The following is an 18,115-nucleotide window of genomic DNA, read 5'->3' on the forward strand; positions in this document are numbered from 1 at the left end:
CCGCCGTCGAGGGCCGATCCGGGGCAGTGTGACCGCCGTCGAGGCCCCACCGGGGGCACGGGTGACCGGCGTCGACGCGAGTCGGCGCACCGGGACGACCATCAGGCGATCCGCCCGGTCGCAGTGATCGACCAGGCCGGTACGGTCGGCTAGATTGCCGGCCATGTCATCGATGTTGACCGAGGCCACCGATCCGTACTGCCTGCGTGAGGGGGAGAGTGCCGCGCTGCTGCGCGACCATCCGTGGCACCGGTTCGTGGTGCTCGGCGACAGCGTCGCGGAGGGCATGTGTGAGCCGGTCGAGGGGTACCCGGACGTGCAGTGGGCCGACCGAATCGCGGCCGAACTGGCGGCGGTACGCCCCGCGTTGGCGTACCTCAACCTGGGTCGGCGCGGGCTGCGGGCGCAACAGGTCCGGGCGGGCCAGCTGGACCGGGCGCTGGCCTTCTCCCCCGACCTGGCGCTGGTGGTCTGCGGCGGCAACGACGCCTTCCGCACGGCGTTCGACCCGGACGCGGTCGACACCGAGCTGACCGCGATCGTCGGCGCGCTGCGCGACGCCGGGGCCGACGTGATCACGGTGGGCATGTTCGACGTGTCGCACAGCCCGGCGGTCCCGGCGGCGCTACGGCCCGGCCTCGGCGCCCGGATGCGGCTGCTCTCCTCGCGTACCGGCCGGCTCGCCGACCGGCTGGGCGCGCTGCACGTGAACCTGACCGACCACCCGGCCGGCACCGACCCCTCGATGTACAGCAGCGACGGACGGCACGGCAGCGCCCGCAGCGACGCCATCGCCGCCGCCGAAACCATCCGCCGCCTCGCCACCCACCTCGGCACCCACCCCTGACACCCCACCGCCCGCCAAAGCTCAACCGGCCCGCCGGGGCCAACCGGCCCGCCGGGGCCAACCGGCATGCCGGGGTCGATCAAGAGGTTTACGTCATCCGAAGCCGCTATCCCGCCCCAAACCTCTTGATCACCGCACCCCAGCCCGGCCAGCGCCGGGTGATCAAGAGGTTTGCGTCAACATTCCGCGATCTGGTGACGCAAACCTCTTGATCACCGGGGCGAGGGGGCGAGGGCGGGGGGGCGGGGCAGGCGGGGTGGGTCAGGTGGTGAGGAGGATGCCGGTGAGGAGGACGCCACGGGCCAGGTTGAGGACCTCGTCGCAGCCGGGGAAGCCGACCCGGGCCAGGGCACCCGAGCCGGTACGGCCGAACAGGTACGGGGCGATGCTGTAGGGCACCTCGGCGGTGACCGTCTCACCGGTCTCGATCTGGACGAAGTCCATCTCCACCCGGTCGGCGGGCCAGTACCGCTGGAGGATGTCGCCGCCCCGGTCGAGGGCGGCGCGCAGGCCCTCGGCCCACTCCGCGTCGCCCATCTCCCGGCCGATGAGCACCCCGTGGCCGGCCGAGCCGTCGGCCGGCTTGACGACCAGGTTCTCCCGGTCGGCAAGTGCCCGGTCCAGTTCGGCGGCGGTGAACGCCACGGTGTGCGGCACGTACCGGCGGACCAGGGCCTGGTCGTCGGCGGAGAGCAGGTCCAGGTCCTCGTAGAGCCAGGCGAAGTTGATTTTGTTGCCGAGCAGCCAGGCGGCGGTGCTGACGAACATCGGCAGGGTGCCGGCGTGCAGCGCCCCGGCCACCGCGTCCAGGCCGGCGCTCGGGGTGACCCGGTTGGGCACGAAGAGCCGGAACAGCGCGTCGACCGGTGCACCGCCGACGACCAGCCGCTTCGCGTCGTCGAGGGTGGCCGTGGCGACCGGGGCGATCACCAGGTCGATGCCGAACCGGCGGGCCTGGTCGATCAGCGGCGAGAGGATCTTGATGAAGTCGTCCGGGGTCTCCAGGCCGGGGTAGTCGGCGTCGAAGTCGAGCAGCAGCGCCACCCGGGCCCCGTCGGGCAGGGACAGCCCGTCACGGATCGCCACGAACCGCTGGTCCAGCAGGGAATCCGCCGGCCGCACCGGCAGCCCGTCGAGGATGCCCCGCTCCTGGTAGAGCGCCGCGTACCGGCGGACCACCGTGTCGGCGTCGAACCCGCCGCCCAGGCTGCTGTCGATGTTGTACTCGACGATCCTCGGCACCCCGCCGGAGATCAGCACGTCGGGCCGGTAGGCGGCGAGCAGCTCCTCGGACAGCTCCTCGGACTCGTCGAGCAGCCGCGTCGCCCCCGCGGGCACCCCGAGCAGCTCGCGCAGCTCCCCGGCGGTGCGGGCCCGTCGCCGGCAGGCGTCCAGGATGAGCTGGGCGATCCGGTCGCAGACCTCGTTCAGCTCACGGAACGCGTCCGCCGGCATGACCGGGGGCCGGGCCAGCCGCCACTGCTTGTTGTACGTCGCACAGCCGTAGAAGATCTCCCGCCAGGCGGCGGCCCCGCTGGACACCATCGCCGTACGGGCCGGCTCCGGCAGCTCGCGCCACGCCTGACCGGGCTCGGGCCAGAGGTAGTTCGGATCGGTCATGATCTGTCCTTCATGGTCAGTTGGATGGCGGCGGTGAGTTGCTCGCGGCCCGGCTGCACGGCCCGGTCGAGCACCGGCGCGAAGGGCAGCACCGCACCGTCCGGCCGGGTGACCCGGCGCGGCGGCGCGACCAGCGGCACCCGCTCCAACACCGAGGTGATGATCTCGGCGGCGATGCCGCAGGACCGGTTGGAGTCGTCGACCACCACCAGCCGGCCGGTGCGGGACACCGAGTCCAGCAGGCCGTCGAGGTCGAACGGGTAGATCGTGCGCGGGTCGAACACCTCCACCGACACCTGGTCGGCCAACTCCTCGGCGACGGCCAGCGCGTCGTGCACCAGGTGCCCGACGGCGACGACGGTGACGTCGTCGCCGGCCCGGCGGACCACCCCGCGCCCCAGCGGCACCGGGGCGAGGGTGGCGAAGTCGACGTCGTCGCGGACCTCCAGCGCGGCGGCCGGGGCGAAGACCACCACCGGGTCGTCGTGCCGGATCGCCGAGGCCAGCAGCCCGTACGCGTCGGCCGGGGTGGCCGGCACCACGGTGACGATCCCGACGTGCGCGAACAGCGAGTACGGGTGGTCGGAGTGCTGCCCCGCCCAGCCGGTACGGGAACCGGAGCCGGGCACCAGGTAGGTGACCGGCACCGAGCACTGCCCGCCGGTCATCATCGGGAACTTGTGCGCGTGGTTGACGATCTGCTCGAAGACCAGGAACAGCAGGGACGGGATCTGGAACTCCACCACCGGCCGCAACCCGGCCAGCGCGGCCCCGGTGGCGAAACTGGTGAACGCCTGCTCCGACAGCGGGGTGTCCAGCACCCGGTCCGGTCCGAACCGCTTGAGCAGGCCCGGGGTGACGTTGGACGCGCCCACCCGGATGTCCTCGCCGAGCAGGAACACCGACTCGTCCCGGGTCATCTCGTCGGTCAGCGCCCGGGTCAGCGCCTTGCGGTAGGACAACCGTGGCATCTCAGGAGCCTCCCCGGGCGGTCAGCCCACTGGCGTACAGGTGGTCCAACGCACCGGCCGGGTCCGGTTCGGGGCCGGCCAGGGCGAACGCGACGGCCGCGTCGAGGGTGGTCTCCACCTCGGCGTCGACCGCCTCCCGGTCGGCCGGGGACAGCCGGGCACCCTGGATGTCCACCGGGTCCCGGGACCGGCCGTCGGCCACCTCCTGCGGCGTGCGGTACGCCAGGCGTACCGCGTGTTCAAAGGTGTGGTGGGCGTCGAACCGATAGGTGCGGGCCTCGACCAGCTCCGGCCCGCCGCCGTCGCGCATCCGCGCGACGGCGGCGGCCGTGACCTGCCGGACCGCCTCCGGGTCCTGCCCGTCGACGACGACGGCCGGGATGCCGAACGCCTCGGCCCGGCCGGTGATGGTGCCGGCGACCGCGCCGGCCACCGGCATGGTGGTGGCGTAGCCGTTGTTCTCGCAGACCAGCAGCACCGGCACCCGCCAGAGCGCGGCCAGGTTGAACGCCTCCAGCAGCATCCCCTCGTTGACCGCGCCGTCACCGAAGAAGCTCGCCCCGACCACGGGGTTGCCGCGCTGCCGGTGCGCCCACACCGCGCCGGTGAGGATCGCCGGGGACGCCCCGACGATGGCGTTGGCGCCGAGCACCCCGATGGAGAGGTCCGCGGCGTGCATCGAGCCGCCCCGGCCCCGGTTCAGTCCGGTTTCCCGGCCGCACAGTTCGGCCATCATCCGGGCCGGGTCGGCACCCTTGGCGAGCACGTGGCCGTGCCCCCGGTGGGTGCCGGTGACCAGGTCCCCCGCGTCGAGTGCGGCGCACACACCGGCGGCGATCCCCTCCTGACCGAGGTAGGGGTGGATGCCGCCGACGATGTGCCCGGAGCGGACCAGGGCGATGGCCCGCTCCTCGAACCGACGGATCAGCCGCACCGTGCGGTAGAGCCGGGCCGGGTCGGCGTCGGTCACCGGTCGCGGCCCTCCTTGACGGCGGCGAGGATGTCGTCCCAGAGCTGCGCGCGGGCGGTCAGCGCCAGGTTGACCGTGTCGGCGCACTCCTGCCACTTGGTGTCGTCGTCGCCGCACAGGTCGGCGAGCATCTGCATCGCCATCGGGGTGTGCTGCTCACCGTCGACCTCGATGTGCCGCTCCAGGTAGTCGACGAAGGTGTGCAGCCGGTTGCTGCGCTCGTTGACGGCGACGACCTGGGTGAACATGTCGGGGATCAGGTCCTCCCGGCCGAACGCGAACGCGGCGGCCTGACAGTGCACCGGGGTCGAGGAGATGATCTGCCAGGTGGTGGCGGCGAAGGCCCGCGACGGTGCGGGCACGCCCGCCTCGACCAGCGCGTCGGTGACCGACGAGCCGGCGCGCAGCAGCTCGACCAGCCGGTCGACGGCGGTGGTGTCCGCGCCCGCCTCGCCCATCCCCCGCACGTACAGCTCGAAGTGGCTGATGAAGCCCTCGCCCAGCTCGTCGCTCTCCTCCACCATGACGATGTCGTTGATCAACCGGCGGCTGCCGGTCGGCCCGGTGGGGATCCACGGCACGTCGACGCAGGTGAGTTGCCGCTGCAACGACTTCAGCAGGGACATGAAGTCCCAGACCGCGAAGACGTGGTGCTCCATGAAGGTGACCAGCGCCTCGTGGGTGTCCAGGTTGGCGTAGAGCGGGTGCTTGACCACCACGTCGCGGCGGTCGGTCACCGCCTTCTCCAGCCGCTCGATGCCCGGGTGTGTCTTGCCCCAGTCGTACCGTGACATGTTTCTAGCCTTCCTGCTGGGCGCGCTCGCGCCAGATGACCGGGCAGTAGTCGGGGTCCGCGTAGTCCGGCCGACCCTCGGGGGTACGGCGGACCAGCACATCGTGGTTGTACGCGGCGAGGGTGCCGTCGGAGAGCGGGAACTCCCGGTGGGCGTTGTCGCCGTCCTGCAGGTGCAGCGAGATCGCCCGGCGCGGGCGTCCGCTGACGTTCGCGCCACTGCCGTGGTAGGTGCGGCAGTGGTGGAAACTCATGTGCCCCTTGGGGATCACCATCGGGATCTTGCGGATCTGTGCGCCGTTGTGCGCCGCGTTCTCGGCCAGCATCTCCTCGAGCTGGTCGCGGTCCCGATCGGCGAAGTGCCGGACCACGGTGTCGTCCGCGCCGATCTCCGACCACCGGTGCGAACCGTCGACCATGGTGATGGTGCCCATCTCCTCCCCGCAGTCGTGGAACGGGATGAACGCGGTGAGCATCCGCTCCGACGACGAGGACGACCAGTAGTGCTTGTCGAAGTGCCAGGGCACGATGTTCGACGGTTCACCCGAGATCGGCGGCTTGTAGATCAGCGTGGACTGGAAGATGCGGATCTCGTCGGCCTGCGCCAGCCGGGCGGCGACCGCGCCGATCAGCGGCTTGCGCAGGATCGCGGCGATCCCGTCGTGCTCGTAGTGGACGTAGTCGTTGTGCCGCTGCACCGGCCCCTTCGACGGGTCCCAGTAGGCCAGCTTCGGCGGACGCACCGGCAGGGTGCGGTCCCGCTCACCGTCGTAGTAGCGGTCGGTGGCCGCGGTCAGGGCGTCCACCTCGGCGTCGGTGAACAGCTTCTTCGTCAGGTACCAGCCGTGCTCGGCGTAGTGCCGCACGTCCTCCGCTGAGGGGAGCAGTGACTCCTCCTCGGCGGTCAACGTCGGATGTGTCGTGGTCATGCCCCTACTCCTCGTGCCGTGCCGACCGCGACGGCGGGGGTCGCCCCCGCCGCGGTCAGCTCCCGTTCCTTGGCCTCGTAGAGCGCCCGGATGTTGCCGCTGCCGAAGGTGCGCGCCCCCCGCCGCTCGATCAGCTCGAGGAACAGGGTCCGGCGGACGTGCATCGACTCGGTGAAGATCTGCAACAGCTGCCCGCCGTGGTCGGCGTCGACCAGGATGCTGAGATCCCGCAGCCGGTCCAGCGGCGCGTCCACCTTGCCGACCCGCTGCTCCAGGGTGTCGTAGTAGGCGGCCGGGGTGCCGGCGAAGCGCACCCCGCGGGCGCCCAGCGCGCCGACCGCGCCGACGATGTCGTCGGTGCGCAGCCCCAGGTGCTGCACCCCGGCCCCGTGGTGCTCGGTGAGGAACTTGTCGATCTGACCGGGCCGCCGACCGGCGTCCGGCTCCAGCAGCACCAGGGTGACCCGCCCGGAGGCGTCCTGCACCACCTTGGAGTTCATCGCCTGCCCGGCGACCTCGATGTGCTCCTCGAAGATCTGCGCGAAGCCGAACACCCGCTCGTAGAGCGCGACGGTGTCGTCGAGCTGACCGGGCGGCACGCAGACCGCCAGGTGGTCGATCTCGGCGAGCAGCTGCGGGTCGGTCCCGCCGGCCGGGGTCGCCTCGATCGCGCCGGGCAGGAAGTCGTCCCGGTCGCCGCGCCGCTCCACCAGCCGGTGCAGCACGTCACCGAAGCCGCCCACCTCGGCGGTCACCACCTCGGCGTCCGCGCCGGTCCAGGTGCGCGGCGGCGTCACCGGCGTCGCACCCCGGGCCACCAGCTCCGCGTACGCCCCGGCGGCGTCGCCGACCTCCACCGCCACCACCGCGATCCCGTCACCGTGCCGGGACACGTACGTCGAGGCGGGATGGTCGGCGGTGAGCCCGGAGGTCAGCACCATCCGGATGTCGGCCTGACCCAGCAGCAGGGAACGCTGCCCGACCAGCCCGGTCTCCGGACCGCCCTGGCCCCGCAGGGTGAAACCGACGGCGGTCCCGAAGTAGAAGGCCGCCTGTCGGGCGTCCCCCACGTACAGTTCAATGTGGTCTATGCCACGAATATCCATCTCTCCAGCCCTTCCCCATGTCCCCCCGTGACTGCCGTCCGGGCGCGTGCGGCCCGGGTCGCAGCGTCGATCACCTCCCCGGCCCGGCGGGCCGGACGCCAGCCCCGGTGGTACGCCGCAGCAGCAGGCTCACGTTCTGCCCGCCGAATCCGAAGGAGTTGGTGAGCGCGAATTCGGCCCGGCTCGTCCGTGGCACGTCGCGGACGTGGTCAGCCGGGCAGTCCGGGTCCGGGTCGTCCAGGTGGTACGTCGGCGGCAGCAGGCCGGCGCGCAACGCCAACGCGCAGGCCGCCGCCTCCACCACCCCGGACGCGCCGAGCAGGTGCCCGGTGAGCGCCTTGGTGGAGCTGACCGGCACCCCGCCGACCCCGAAGACCTTGCCCAGCGCGGTGCTCTCGGCGATGTCACCGAGTTTGGTGCCGGTGCCGTGGGCGTTGACGTAACCGACCTCGGCCGGCGGAACGTCGGCCCGGGCCAGGGCCTGCCGCATGCAGTCGGCCGCCCCCTCGCCGTCGGGCCGGGGCATGGTCGGGTGGTGCGCGTCGGTGGTGCTGCCGTAGCCGGCCACCTCCGCATAGCTGCGGGCGCCCCGGGCGGCGGCGTGCCCGGCCCGCTCCAGCACCAGCAGGGCGGCCCCCTCGGCGAGCACGAACCCGTTGCGTCGCCTGTCGAACGGCCGGCTGGCCTCGCTCGGGTCGGCCCAGCCCCGGGCCAGCGCGCGGGCGTTGCCGAAGGTGTCGGCGAAGGTCGGGAAGAGCGGCGCCTCGCTGGCCCCGCAGAGCACCACGTCGGCCTCCCCGGCCCGGATCAGCCGGGCCGCGTCGGCGACCGCCTGGGCCCCGGAGGCGCAGGCCGTGCCGACCGACGAGCTGTAACCCCGGATGCCGTGGGCGATGGCGATCCGCGCCGACGCCATGTTGGGCAGGATGCCGGTCAGCAGGTACGGGCTGACCGCCGCCCGGCCCCGCTCGGTGCGGGCGATCACCTGCTGCTCCAGGGTGGACATCCCACCGACCCCGCCGACGATGACGCCGATCCGCGCCGGGTCGACGTCCCGGCCCACCTCGATGCCCGCGTCGGCGAGCGCTTCGGCGGCGGTGATCAGGGCGAACAGCACGACCCGGTCGAGCACCTTGGTCTCCGGGCCGGTGGCGACCGTACGCGGGTCGATCGGCGGGAGCACCCCGGCGACCTCAAGTGACTCCCGGGCCGGGTGTCCCTCGGGTGGCCGGCTCAACCCGGACGTGCCGGTGGTCAACGCGGCGAAGGTGGCGTCCACCCCCCGCCCGACCGGGCTGAACAGGCCCATCCCGGTGATCACGACGGTCATGATGACGACTCGGCGAGGTAGCGTTCGCGCAGCGCCACCTTGCGGACCTTGCCGGTGACGGTGACCGGGATGTCGTCGGCGCTCACCGGCACCACCCGACGCAGGGTGGCTCCCACGTCCGCCCCGAGCGCGGCCCGGATCGCCTCGGTCCGGTCGACGGTCGGGTCCGCCCCGGCGGCCAGTTCCAGCAGCACGTCGGTGGTGACCGTGTCACCGTCGGCGACGATCAGCACCGTGCAGTCGGTGACGTCGGGGCAGGCGGCGAGCACCCGTTCCTCGGACAACGCGGTGAAGTAGCGCCGCCCGTCGGGCAGCGTCACCGAGTCGACCGCCCGGTCCAGGTGGTAGTAGCGGCCGTCGGCGTCGGCGTGGACCAGGTCACCGGTGAGGTACCAGCCGCGCAGCCGGAACCGGTAGCTGGTGACCGAGTCGTTCCAGTAGCCCCGGAACAGCGACGGCGAGTCGATGCCGAGGAAGCCGACCTGACCGGGAGGCAGCTCGTTGCCCTCGGCGTCGAGGACGGCCACCCGGGCGAACCGGTAGGGGCGGCCCACGCAGCGGCCGTACCGGTCGGTGTCGGTGGTGTGCGTGATGTGGAACATCGAGTGCCCCATCTCGCTGGAGCCGAGGCCGTCGATGAACACGGAACCGGGGACCCGGGTGACGCCCTGCCGGGTGAACACGTCCCGCGAGCCGACGGCGACGAGCCGGCGCACGTGCGGCTCGTGCGAGCAGTCGCCGGTGTTGAACCACAGCCGCACCGAGTCCAGGTCGTACCCGCTCAGGTCGAAGCGGGCCAGCTCCGCCCAGGTCATCGAGAAACCGAAGACCCCGTCGGGCCGCCACTGCTGGATGGCGTCGAGGACCCGCTCGCCGCCCTGCTCGGACAGCAGGAACATCTCCGCCTGGTTGCCCAACGCCTGGTTGACCATGAGCACCGTCGCGGTGTGCGGGGCGGGCAGCGCGTTGAGGATCCGCCGGGTGCCCTGCGCCTGCGGCATGGACAGCAGGTGCCGGGTGGCGGCGAAGAGGCTGGCGTGCGAGTGCAGCACCGCCTTCGGTACCCCGGTGGTGCCGGAGGTGTGGGTGATGACGATCGGGTCGTCGGGGTGGTGCCGGTAGTCGGCCGGGGCCTGCGCCGGGTCACCGCTGCCGGCCTCCTGCGGGGTGCCCAGCAGCGGTGCACCGAGGTCGTGCCCGGCCAGCAGCTCGGTGTGCGCGGCATCGGCGAGCACCCCGGCACCGCGCAGCCGGCGGATGTACTCGGCGGCGATCTCGGGGCGCAGCTTGCCGTTCATCAGCGCCGGGATCGCGCCGAGCCGGGCCAACGCCAGGAAGCTCAGCACCATGTCGGCGGCGGCGGTGGCCCAGACGGCGACCGGGTCGCGGGGCCGCACCCCCCGGTCGTGCAGCCAGGCCGCCCGGGCGGCGACCCGCTCGTCGAGCTGACCCAGGGTGAGCGGCTGCCCGGCGGGGTGCCCGTCGACCGGGGTGTCGAAGGTCAGCCCCGGCCCCTGCGGGTCAGCGCCGTGGGCCAGCACCCGGGCCAGCACGTTTCCCGCGCCGAGCTGCGGATCGGCGGCGAGCACCCCCCGCAGTCCCTTCGTCCTCATTGACTGTCTCCTCCCCCCAGCAGCACCGCGACCGCACCGGTGGGCGTCGCGTCGGGTGCCTCGTCGATCAGGACCAGCAACGCCTCGTCGGCGTCACCGTCGTACAGCAGCAGTTCCCCCTCGGCGGTGGCGTCGGCCCGGGGGTCACCCGTCGGGCTCAGGCACACCACCGGACCGGTCAGTCCCCAACGGGCGGCGACCTGCCCGGCGACGCTGTTGGGCACCGACTGGAAGAAGAACAGTGGACCGACCCGCCCCCCGGCGGCGACGGTCGACCGGACGTGCAGGGCGCTGGGCCGGTCCCCGGCGGCGCTGACCAGCACCACCGCGCACCGGGAGCCGGCCGGGGCCGGGCTCGGGCGACGTTCCAGGCACCGCCCGGCCGCCGCCGCGACCAGCGGCGCGAACGCCGAGTGCACGAACCCGGGCAGCGGCGGTGGTGGCCCGTCGCCCGGTTCCGGCCAGCACGCCTGCGCCAGCACCCGGGGTGCGCCGTGGCCGGCCGGACGGCCCGGGACGATCCCGTGCCCCGGGCCGCGCGTGCCGGTCACGGCGCACCCACCAGCAGTGCGGTGTTCGCGCCGCCGAAGGCGGCGTTGAGGCTGAGCGCGTACCGGCTGGTGACCGGGCGGGGCGCGGCGGTGACCACGTCCAGCGGGCAGGCCGGGTCGGGGCCGAGCCAGCCGGCGTTGACCGGCAGTTTCCCGTGCCCCAGCGCCGCCACGGTGACCACCAGTTCGAGCAGGCCGGACGCTTCCAGCGCGTGCCCGTGCAGCGCCTTGGTGGAGCTGACCGGCACCTGCCCGGCCTGCTCGCCCAGGGCCAGTCGCAGCGCCGCCGCCTCGGAGGCGTCACTGAAACCGGTGCCGGTGGCGTTCGCGTTGACGTAACCGACCGCCCCGGCGGGTAGGCCGGCCCGGCCCAGCGCCGCTCCGACCGCCCGGGCCAGCCCCGCGCCCTGCGGATCGGGCTGGCAGGGGTGGTGGGCGTCGCCGGCCCGCCCCCATCCGACCAGCGTCGCCACGGGGCTGCCACCCCGGGCGCGCAGCGCGGCGGCGGACTCCAGCACGACCGCGGCCACCCCGTCACCGAGCAGCAACCCCTGCCGTCCGACGCTGAACGGACGCACCGCCCCGTCGGCGGCGAGCGCCCGGCCGGCGTCGAAGAGCGCGAACTGGTCCGGTTCCACCAGGTACCCGGCGGCCACCACGACCCGGTCGGTGTCCCCCCGGTGGATCATCGCGGCAGCGTCGGCCACCGCACTGCTCGCCGAGACGCAGGCGGTGGTGTAGACCCGGGTGGGGCCGCCGAGGCCGCACCGCCGGGCCAACCGGACGGCCAGTGTGGGCAGCTCCGGCCAGGCCGGACCGGCGTCGTCGCGTTCCCCGTCGGCCCACCACGGGTCGTCGGTGTCCGCGACCGGCCGGTCGTCGGTGTACGGGCCGGCCAGGGTGGCCGGGCCGCCGTGGGTGGCCAGCAACAGCGCCGCACCGGCCCGCTGTGCCGGGTCGAGCCCGGCGGTGACGCAGGCCGCGTCGACGGCGTCGGCCAGCTCCTGCGGCAGGGTCGCCACGTCGGGCCGGGTGGCCGCGACGGTCACCCGGCGACCGGTGGTGGCGAAGCGGCCCACCGGCCGGAACGCCGGTACGCCGGACAGGACCCCGGCCAGCAGCGCGTCCACGCCCCTACCGAAGGCGCTGACCGCGTACGTGCCGGAGATCGTGACGGGTGCCCGCTCAACCATCGGCGGGGGCGGGTAGGTAGGTGTGGAACACGGTCAACGCGTCGTCGACGGTACGGATACCGGCGAGCTGGTCGTCGGTGAGGTCCAGCTGGGTGCCGTAACGCTGTTCGACGAGGTGCACCAGCCACGCCAGTTCCATCGAGCCGACCCGGTGCGGGACCTGCTCGACGGGTTTGCCGGTGAGTTCGGCGAGCATGCTCACCAGGTCAGCTCGCCCCAGGTCGGGCTGACCGGACATCAGCGGTTGTCGGTGGTCGCCCCGGCGACCCGGTCGGCGACCATGGTGGTGAACTCCCCCACCGTCATCAGGGCCAGCTTCTCCGACTCGTCGTCGGCGAACCGCAGCCCGTACCGGTCCTCCACCCGGACGGACAGGTCGGACAGGGCGAGGGATTCCAGGTCCACCCCGGACGGGCCGAGGGTGGTGTCGTCGTCGATCCCGTCGACGTCGTAGTTCATGTCCTGGAGCTGCTCGATGACGAAGGTTCGGACCTCGTCTCGCATGACGGTTACCTCTCTCGATGGGCGAGTTGCCGGCACCCGGTCGGGGCACCGTGCGGGGATGGTTCGGGCGTACCGCCGACGGTCGGCCGGTGGCGACGCGGTGGTGACTCCCCGGCGGTCCTCGGGGACCGGCCGGGGGGTGGGATGGAGCGGACCGCTCACGGGGCCGCCGTTCGCAGCACGTCCAGCGAGCGGACCAGTTTGCCGGTGGTGGTACGCGGCAGTTGCGCCACGAGGTGCAGGGTGCGGGGCCGCTTGTAGCCGGCCAGTCGTTCGGCGAGCAGCTTGTCCAGTACGTCCTCGGACAGCGGGCCGTCGGGCTGCACGAAGGCGGTGATCCCGTCGTCGTAGGTGACCACGGCGGCGGCCACCCCGGGCAGGCCGGTGAGGGTGGCCTCGACCTCGGTGAGGTCGACCTTCAGGCCCCCCACGGAGACCTGCGAGTCGAGCCGGCCCCGGACGGTGACCAGGCCGGTGTCCGGGTCGACGGTGCCCGCGTCGCGGGTACGCAGCCAGCCGTCGGCCCAGCGGTCGGGGTCGCTGAGCCCGACGTACGGCGAGGCGGGACAGCTGATCAGCAGCTCACCGTCGGACTCGCGGACCTCGATGCCGGGCGCGGGCATGATCGCCGGCCGGTGGCTACCGTGCAGGTCGGTGCCGATGACACCGACCTCGGTCATCCCGTACATGTTGCCCAGTGGTACGCCGTGCCGGTCGGTGAACGCCTGCACGACGGCCGGCGGGACCAGTTCCCCACCGGTGGTCATCCGCTTGAACTGGGGCAGGGGCCCGTCCGGGCGGGTGGAGGCGAGCAGGCCGATGTGGAAGGGCACGCCGAGGACGGTGGCCGGGGTGTCCTGGGCGGCGATCGCGGCCAGCACGGCGTCGCCGCCGAGCCGCTGCGGCGGGACCAGCTCGACGCGGGCGTGCAGACCGTAGAGCAGCCCTCCGACCAGGCCGAGCACGTGCACCATGGACGGCAGCAGGATGATCCGCTCGCCGGGTAGCGCCACGCCGTCGATCCGGGTGTAGCGGTGCACCTCGGCGACCAGGTCGGCGGCGGTGCGTCCGATCACCTTGGACGGTCCGGTGGAGCCGGAGCTGAGCTGGATCACGGCGTGGCCGCTGACCGCCGGGCGGTCCGCGTAGCCGGTCACGCTCTCGGTGACGTCGACGAAGACCTTCAACGCGCCGCCGGTGGTGCGGGCCGGGGCCACCACCACCTGCGGGGTGAGCCGGTGCAGCGCGCGGTCGACCTCGTGGTCGGTGAGCCGATGGTCGAGCAGCACCGCCTGGCCACCGCTGCGCCACGTGGCCAACAGATTGACCACATAGGACAAAGAGGGCGGCAGACGCAACGCGACGGCCCCGCCGGGGCGCAGTCCGGCGGCGCGTAGCCGGTCCTGTGCCTCGACGACCAGGCGGTGCAGGGTGGCCCGGTCCACCGGCTCGGGTAGCCGGAGACAAATGTCGGTCGGACGGCCGCAGAACAACACGTCGTCCACCCAACCGGGGTCTTGCGCCGCAGGATCTTCCGTCGGGCGATACATGGTCACCGCCGGTCACCGTCCAGCATAGAATCGGGCAAAAGCGCCCATAAATGATGTCTCTTGGCGTGCTCACGGCACCCTACGACAGCCCGGAAGAGCATTTCTAGATGCGAATGGCTAGATCATAAAGAGCGGCCGGCCGGATTGCCGCCGCTCGATCGGCCGGGCAGGATCGGGCGCGTACGCCGACCCGGGACACCACCGGCGGCATCGCCGTGCCCGCCGATCCGATGTGGAACCGGGCGGCCCGACGACGCCCCACCCCTGGTCAGCACCGGTCATCATGGACGGTCGACGGGCCGCCGCAGGCGGCACCGGCGGATGCGGACAGCGGTGCGCCCGGCGACAGGTCCCTGCCGCCGGGCACACCCCGGGAGTGACGCACAGTGATCAGTCGGTGGCGCTCCTCTGTCGCGGGATGGCACCCCGCAACACCAGCGCGCTGTTGAACCCGTCGAAGCCACGCGCGCAGACCAGCGCCACCCGACTGACAGGCCGACGCGGGGCCCGCAGGAAGTCCAGCTCGCAACCCGGGGCCGGATCGACCGGGCCGGCCGAGGCGGGCAGCGTGTCGCGGTGCAGGGCGAGCAGCGCGGTCGCCACGTCCAGCGCCGACCCGCCCTGGTGGGCCCGACCGGTCAACGACTTGTGGGTGCTCACCGGCGGCGGCCGGTCACCGAAGACCGCCCGCAGCGCCGTCGCCTCACTGCGGTCGTAGCGGGGCACCCCGAGCGCATCGGGCACGACCAGGTCCACCTCCTCGGCGGTGCTGCCGGCGCGGGCCAGCGCCAGTCGCATCGCCCGCGCGTACGTCGCCGGGTCGCCGGCAGTGTCCGGGCCGGTGTGCACCGCGTCGTGGGTGGCCGCCCAGCCGGTCACCTCCCCGTAGATCCGGGCACCCCGGGCCAGGGCGTGCTCCCGCTCCTCCACCACGAAGACCGCACCACCCTCGGCCGGCACGTAGCCGCCGGCCACCCGGTCGAACGGCCGGTACGCCGCCGCCGGCTCGTCGACGGTGCTGAGCAGCCCGGAGCGGAGCTGACAGGCCAACGCGTACGGGCTCAGCGGGCACTCGGTCGCCCCGGCGATCACCACCGACGTGCCCCGCCGGATGGTCCGCACCGCGTGCGCGAGGCTGTCCAGCCCACCGGCGGCCTCAGCGACCAGCACCCCCGACGGTCCCTTGAACTGGTGGTGGATGGACAACTGCCCGACGCTTGCCGCATAGAACCAGGCGATCGACTGGTACGCCCCGACGGTGCGGCTCGACCCGCCCCAGAGCCGTTGCAGCTCCCGCTGCCCGAACAGGTTCCCCCCCGACGAACTGGCCAGGGTGACCGCCCAGTCGTACGGGTCGGGGGCGCGCGGGGGCAGCCCGGCGTCGGCGAGCGCCAACGCGGTCGCGGCGAAGCCGAGCTGGGTCCACCGGTCGGTCTGCACGAGCTGCCGGGTGTCCACGTACGCGGCCGGATGGAAGTCGGGGACCTCGCCGCCGACCCGGGTGGGGTAGCCGGTCGGGTCGAACAGGGTGATCGGCCCGGTCCGCCGGATGCCCCCGGTCACCGTCCGCCAGTGCGCGTCCACGCCGATGCCGCTGGGCGCGACCACCCCGATCCCGGTCACCACCGCCCGCCGGTCCCCCTCCGGGTCACCGGGGGCGGTCGCCCGGGGCGGGCCGGAACCGGCAGCGGTCACCCCGGCAGCGGAGCGCGTCACCGCGTCACCGCCAGCCGACGGAACAGCATCGCGGACTGGAAGCCACCGAACCCGCTGCCCACCGACAACGCCACGTCGACCGGGGTCTCCCGGGCCACGTTCGGCACGTAGTCCAGGTCGCACTCCGGGTCCCGGGTGGTCCAGTTGGCCGTCGGCGGCACCACCCCGTACTCGATGGCCAGGGCGCAGGCGGCCATCTCGATGGCGCCGATCGCGCCCAGCGAGTGCCCGACCATCGACTTGATCGAGCTGACCGGCACCCGGTACGCCGTCGGGCCGAGGGCCCGCTTGAACGCCGCCGTCTCGTGCCTGTCGTTCTGCCGGGTCCCGGACCCGTGCGCGCTGACGTAGGAGACCGCCGACGGGTCGAGCCGGGCCTGCCGCAGCGCCGCCGCGATGGCCAACCCCATCTCCACCCCGTCGGGTCGCAACCCGGTCATGTGGAAACCATTGCTGCGGCTGCCGTAACCGGCGACCTCGCAGTAGACGTGCGCGCCGCGCCGCCGGGCATGCTCCCACTCCTCCAGCACCAGCACCGCGGCCCCCTCGGCCAGCACGAAACCCTGCCGGTGGGCGTCGAAGGGTCGGCTGGCGTGCCCCGGGTCGTCGTTGTCCGGGCTGGTCGCCCGGATCGCGTCGAACGAGGCGACGGTGACCGGGGAGATCGGCGAGTCGGCGGCACCGGCCAGCACGATGTCCGCCTCCCCGTCGACGACGAGCTGGTGGGCGTACCCGATGGCGTCGATGCCGGAGGTGCAGCCGGTGGAGACCACCTGCGCCGGGCCGTGCAGCCCGTGCCGGCAGGCCACGTCGGCGGCGAGGCTGCTCGGCACCAACGCCTGATAGAGGTACGGCCCACCGAGGGCGTGGTCGACCAGCCAGTGCCGACCCGAGTCGCTGACCCGGACGTACTCCTGCTCCAGGGCGGTGGTGCCGCCGACGGCGGTGCCCAGCACCACCCCGGCGACGTCCCGCTCGGCGTCGGTCAGGTCGAGCCCGCTGTCGGCCAGCGCCTCCGCCGCGCAGGCCAGCGCGAACTGCACGTACCGGTCGGAGCGTTGCCGCTGCGCCGGGGTGAGCCCGGCGGCGTCCGGGTCGAAGTCGCACTCGGCGGCGATCTGCGACCGGTACGGCGACGGGTCGAAGAAACTGATCCGCCGGGTGGCCGTGCGCCCCTCGGTGAGGGTCTTCCAGAACCGGTCCCGGGTGACGCCGCCCGGGGCGACCACCCCGACCCCGGTCACCACCGCACGGCGGCCGGTCACGACGGGCCCCGCTGCTCGACCAGCTCGGTGTCCACATGGCCGAGTTCCGGGCGGGGGGCGAGCGGACCGAGGTGGAAGACCACCTCGGCGGCGACGTCGCCGGTGTTACGCAGCCGGTGCCGCACGTTGCGCGGCACGAACAGCGCCTCCCCGGCGGCCAACGGCACCGGCACGTCGTCCAGGTCGACGGTGATCGCGCCGCGCACCAGATAGAGGAACTCCTCGCTGTACGGGTGGTAGTGCTCGGCCACCCGGTCACCGGGGTCCACCGTCACCACCCCCATGAACCCGGAGGTGCTGCCGACTGTACGCGGGCCGAGCAGCACCCGCAGCTCCCCGCCGCGCCGCCGGTCGGCCGGCACGTCCCGGGCGGCGACCAGTCCGGTGGTGACCTCACTCATCGCCGCCTCCCGCGTACGCCCGCTCGATCCGTTCCTTGATCACGGCCAGTTGCACCCGGCTGTTGGTGTTGATCCGCTCGGTCATCGCCGCGTCGTCCACCGGGGCGGTCGGCTTCATCGCGAAGTCCTGCACCCAGGTCATCCGGGTGCCCGCAGGCTCCGTGTCGTAGTACCAGTGGATCCGCATGTACTCGAACGGACCGGTCTCCACCCGGCGGGCCCGCACCTGCCAGGTCGCCGGGTCGGTGGTGCGCTCGCTGACCCAGCTCCACGCGACGCCGTTCTCGTCGGGGTGCATGGTGAGCCGGAACCGCACCGTGTCCCCGTCGCGGTGCAGGATCTCCACCACGGCGTACTCGGTGAACAGGTCCGTCCAGCGCGCCACGTCGTTGGTGATCTCCCAGACCAGCGGCAGCGGGGCGGCGATGAGGATGCTGTTCTCGGTGTGCCCGGCCGGCCCGGCGGCGGCCACCAGGTCGGCCACACCGCCGATGCTGAGCTGCCCGGCCTGCTCGGGGATGCGTACCCGCCAGCGGTCGGCGACCACGGCGGACAGCTCCAGCAGGGCCAGCGAGTCCATGCCCAGTTCCTCCAGGCTGGCGGCGGGCGCGCGGGCGGCGGCGGCGGCGTCGAGGCCGCACCGGGTCACCAGGATCTCGGTGATCTCACTGGTGAGTGCCGTGCCATGGGTGACGGTCATCTCGGGTCCTCCTCCACCGGGCGGCTCACCCCGGTAGCCGTCACCTTCCGGCCGGG

18 protein-coding genes are annotated in these 18,115 nt (G+C 73.2%); 1 reads left to right on the forward strand and 17 read right to left on the reverse strand.

Translation table 11 applies throughout. The features are described from left to right. The first annotated feature begins 163 nt into the window (after nt 1–163). Nucleotides 164–847: an SGNH/GDSL hydrolase family protein gene (locus JQN83_RS08300; RefSeq protein ID WP_208566500.1), complete on the forward strand. Its 684-nt coding sequence runs from the start codon at nt 164–166 to the stop codon at nt 845–847. Nucleotides 848–1,108: 261 nt separating this feature from the next. Here the strand turns inward: JQN83_RS08300 and JQN83_RS08305 are convergent, their stop codons facing one another. The 17 genes from JQN83_RS08305 to JQN83_RS08385 form a co-directional block, all read right to left on the reverse strand. Beyond that, nucleotides 1,109–2,467 (reverse strand): ATP-grasp domain-containing protein, encoded by a 1,359-nt coding sequence (locus JQN83_RS08305; protein ID WP_208566501.1) that lies wholly within the window; start codon nt 2,465–2,467, stop codon nt 1,109–1,111. Next, complete coding sequence (locus JQN83_RS08310) at nt 2,464–3,438, reverse strand: alpha-ketoacid dehydrogenase subunit beta (RefSeq protein WP_208566502.1); 975 nt, start codon at nt 3,436–3,438, stop codon at nt 2,464–2,466. The genes JQN83_RS08305 and JQN83_RS08310 overlap by 4 nt, the downstream gene beginning before the upstream one ends. A gap of 1 nt (nt 3,439) precedes the next feature. Further along, the gene (locus JQN83_RS08315; RefSeq protein WP_208566503.1) at nt 3,440–4,408 is read right to left on the reverse strand and encodes a thiamine pyrophosphate-dependent dehydrogenase E1 component subunit alpha; all 969 of its coding nucleotides are present in this window, start codon (nt 4,406–4,408) and stop codon (nt 3,440–3,442) included. Then, nucleotides 4,405–5,202, reverse strand: coding sequence for a DUF3050 domain-containing protein (locus tag JQN83_RS08320; RefSeq protein ID WP_208566504.1), 798 nt, complete (start codon nt 5,200–5,202; stop codon nt 4,405–4,407). Before JQN83_RS08320 ends, JQN83_RS08315 begins: the two co-directional genes overlap by 4 nt. A 4-nt stretch (nt 5,203–5,206) precedes the next feature. Continuing rightward, nucleotides 5,207–6,130: a phytanoyl-CoA dioxygenase family protein gene (locus tag JQN83_RS08325; RefSeq protein WP_208566505.1), complete on the reverse strand. Its 924-nt coding sequence runs from the start codon at nt 6,128–6,130 to the stop codon at nt 5,207–5,209. Further along, nucleotides 6,127–7,236 carry a 4-hydroxyphenylpyruvate dioxygenase gene (gene hppD, locus JQN83_RS08330; RefSeq protein ID WP_208566506.1) on the reverse strand — a complete coding sequence of 370 codons (1,110 nt, stop codon included), beginning with the start codon at nt 7,234–7,236 and terminating at the stop codon, nt 6,127–6,129. Before hppD ends, JQN83_RS08325 begins: the two co-directional genes overlap by 4 nt. Nucleotides 7,237–7,306: 70 nt before the next feature. Then, nucleotides 7,307–8,566: a beta-ketoacyl-[acyl-carrier-protein] synthase family protein gene (locus JQN83_RS08335; RefSeq protein WP_208566507.1), complete on the reverse strand. Its 1,260-nt coding sequence runs from the start codon at nt 8,564–8,566 to the stop codon at nt 7,307–7,309. Further along, nucleotides 8,563–10,179 (reverse strand): class I adenylate-forming enzyme family protein, encoded by a 1,617-nt coding sequence (locus tag JQN83_RS08340; RefSeq protein WP_208566508.1) that lies wholly within the window; start codon nt 10,177–10,179, stop codon nt 8,563–8,565. The genes JQN83_RS08335 and JQN83_RS08340 overlap by 4 nt, the downstream gene beginning before the upstream one ends. Next, nucleotides 10,176–10,700 carry a beta-ketoacyl synthase chain length factor gene (locus tag JQN83_RS08345; protein WP_307799145.1) on the reverse strand — a complete coding sequence of 175 codons (525 nt, stop codon included), beginning with the start codon at nt 10,698–10,700 and terminating at the stop codon, nt 10,176–10,178. Before JQN83_RS08345 ends, JQN83_RS08340 begins: the two co-directional genes overlap by 4 nt. Before the next feature lie 26 nt (nt 10,701–10,726). Further along, complete coding sequence (locus JQN83_RS08350; protein WP_208566509.1) at nt 10,727–11,923, reverse strand: beta-ketoacyl-[acyl-carrier-protein] synthase family protein; 1,197 nt, start codon at nt 11,921–11,923, stop codon at nt 10,727–10,729. Further along, entirely contained in the window at nt 11,916–12,161 is a 246-nt protein-coding gene (locus tag JQN83_RS08355; protein ID WP_208566510.1) for an acyl carrier protein, read from the reverse strand. Before JQN83_RS08355 ends, JQN83_RS08350 begins: the two co-directional genes overlap by 8 nt. Then, nucleotides 12,161–12,427: an acyl carrier protein gene (locus tag JQN83_RS08360; protein ID WP_208566511.1), complete on the reverse strand. Its 267-nt coding sequence runs from the start codon at nt 12,425–12,427 to the stop codon at nt 12,161–12,163. Before JQN83_RS08360 ends, JQN83_RS08355 begins: the two co-directional genes overlap by 1 nt. Before the next feature lie 158 nt (nt 12,428–12,585). Further along, nucleotides 12,586–13,977, reverse strand: coding sequence for a class I adenylate-forming enzyme family protein (locus tag JQN83_RS08365; RefSeq protein WP_208566804.1), 1,392 nt, complete (start codon nt 13,975–13,977; stop codon nt 12,586–12,588). A gap of 390 nt (nt 13,978–14,367) precedes the next feature. Then, entirely contained in the window at nt 14,368–15,603 is a 1,236-nt protein-coding gene (locus JQN83_RS08370) for a beta-ketoacyl synthase N-terminal-like domain-containing protein (protein WP_307799146.1), read from the reverse strand. A gap of 86 nt (nt 15,604–15,689) precedes the next feature. Then, nucleotides 15,690–16,958: a beta-ketoacyl-[acyl-carrier-protein] synthase family protein gene (locus tag JQN83_RS08375; protein WP_208566512.1), complete on the reverse strand. Its 1,269-nt coding sequence runs from the start codon at nt 16,956–16,958 to the stop codon at nt 15,690–15,692. Beyond that, the gene (locus JQN83_RS08380) at nt 16,955–17,359 is read right to left on the reverse strand and encodes a cupin domain-containing protein (protein WP_208566513.1); all 405 of its coding nucleotides are present in this window, start codon (nt 17,357–17,359) and stop codon (nt 16,955–16,957) included. The genes JQN83_RS08375 and JQN83_RS08380 overlap by 4 nt, the downstream gene beginning before the upstream one ends. After that, nucleotides 17,352–18,059, reverse strand: coding sequence for an SRPBCC family protein (locus JQN83_RS08385; RefSeq protein WP_208566514.1), 708 nt, complete (start codon nt 18,057–18,059; stop codon nt 17,352–17,354). Before JQN83_RS08385 ends, JQN83_RS08380 begins: the two co-directional genes overlap by 8 nt. Nucleotides 18,060–18,115: the final 56 nt, after the last annotated feature.

This window comes from Micromonospora antibiotica (assembly GCF_017599305.1).
GTDB lineage: Bacteria > Actinomycetota > Actinomycetes > Mycobacteriales > Micromonosporaceae > Micromonospora > Micromonospora antibiotica.

Excerpts from the sequence above, each read along its gene's own strand:
- JQN83_RS08340 (WP_208566508.1), bottom strand. The coding sequence starts at position 10,179 with ATGAGGACGAAGGGACTGCGGGGGGTGCTCGCCGCCGATCCGCAGCTC.
- JQN83_RS08365 (WP_208566804.1), bottom strand. The coding sequence starts at position 13,977 with ATGTATCGCCCGACGGAAGATCCTGCGGCGCAAGACCCCGGTTGGGTG.
- JQN83_RS08385 (WP_208566514.1), bottom strand. The coding sequence starts at position 18,059 with ATGACCGTCACCCATGGCACGGCACTCACCAGTGAGATCACCGAGATC.
- JQN83_RS08325 (WP_208566505.1), bottom strand. The coding sequence starts at position 6,130 with ATGACCACGACACATCCGACGTTGACCGCCGAGGAGGAGTCACTGCTC.
- JQN83_RS08300 (WP_208566500.1), top strand. The coding sequence starts at position 164 with ATGTCATCGATGTTGACCGAGGCCACCGATCCGTACTGCCTGCGTGAG.
- JQN83_RS08335 (WP_208566507.1), bottom strand. The coding sequence starts at position 8,566 with ATGACCGTCGTGATCACCGGGATGGGCCTGTTCAGCCCGGTCGGGCGG.
- JQN83_RS08310 (WP_208566502.1), bottom strand. The coding sequence starts at position 3,438 with ATGCCACGGTTGTCCTACCGCAAGGCGCTGACCCGGGCGCTGACCGAC.
- hppD (WP_208566506.1), bottom strand. The coding sequence starts at position 7,236 with ATGGATATTCGTGGCATAGACCACATTGAACTGTACGTGGGGGACGCC.
- JQN83_RS08305 (WP_208566501.1), bottom strand. The coding sequence starts at position 2,467 with ATGACCGATCCGAACTACCTCTGGCCCGAGCCCGGTCAGGCGTGGCGC.
- JQN83_RS08360 (WP_208566511.1), bottom strand. The coding sequence starts at position 12,427 with ATGCGAGACGAGGTCCGAACCTTCGTCATCGAGCAGCTCCAGGACATG.
- JQN83_RS08355 (WP_208566510.1), bottom strand. The coding sequence starts at position 12,161 with ATGTCCGGTCAGCCCGACCTGGGGCGAGCTGACCTGGTGAGCATGCTC.
- JQN83_RS08380 (WP_208566513.1), bottom strand. The coding sequence starts at position 17,359 with ATGAGTGAGGTCACCACCGGACTGGTCGCCGCCCGGGACGTGCCGGCC.
- JQN83_RS08320 (WP_208566504.1), bottom strand. The coding sequence starts at position 5,202 with ATGTCACGGTACGACTGGGGCAAGACACACCCGGGCATCGAGCGGCTG.
- JQN83_RS08350 (WP_208566509.1), bottom strand. The coding sequence starts at position 11,923 with ATGGTTGAGCGGGCACCCGTCACGATCTCCGGCACGTACGCGGTCAGC.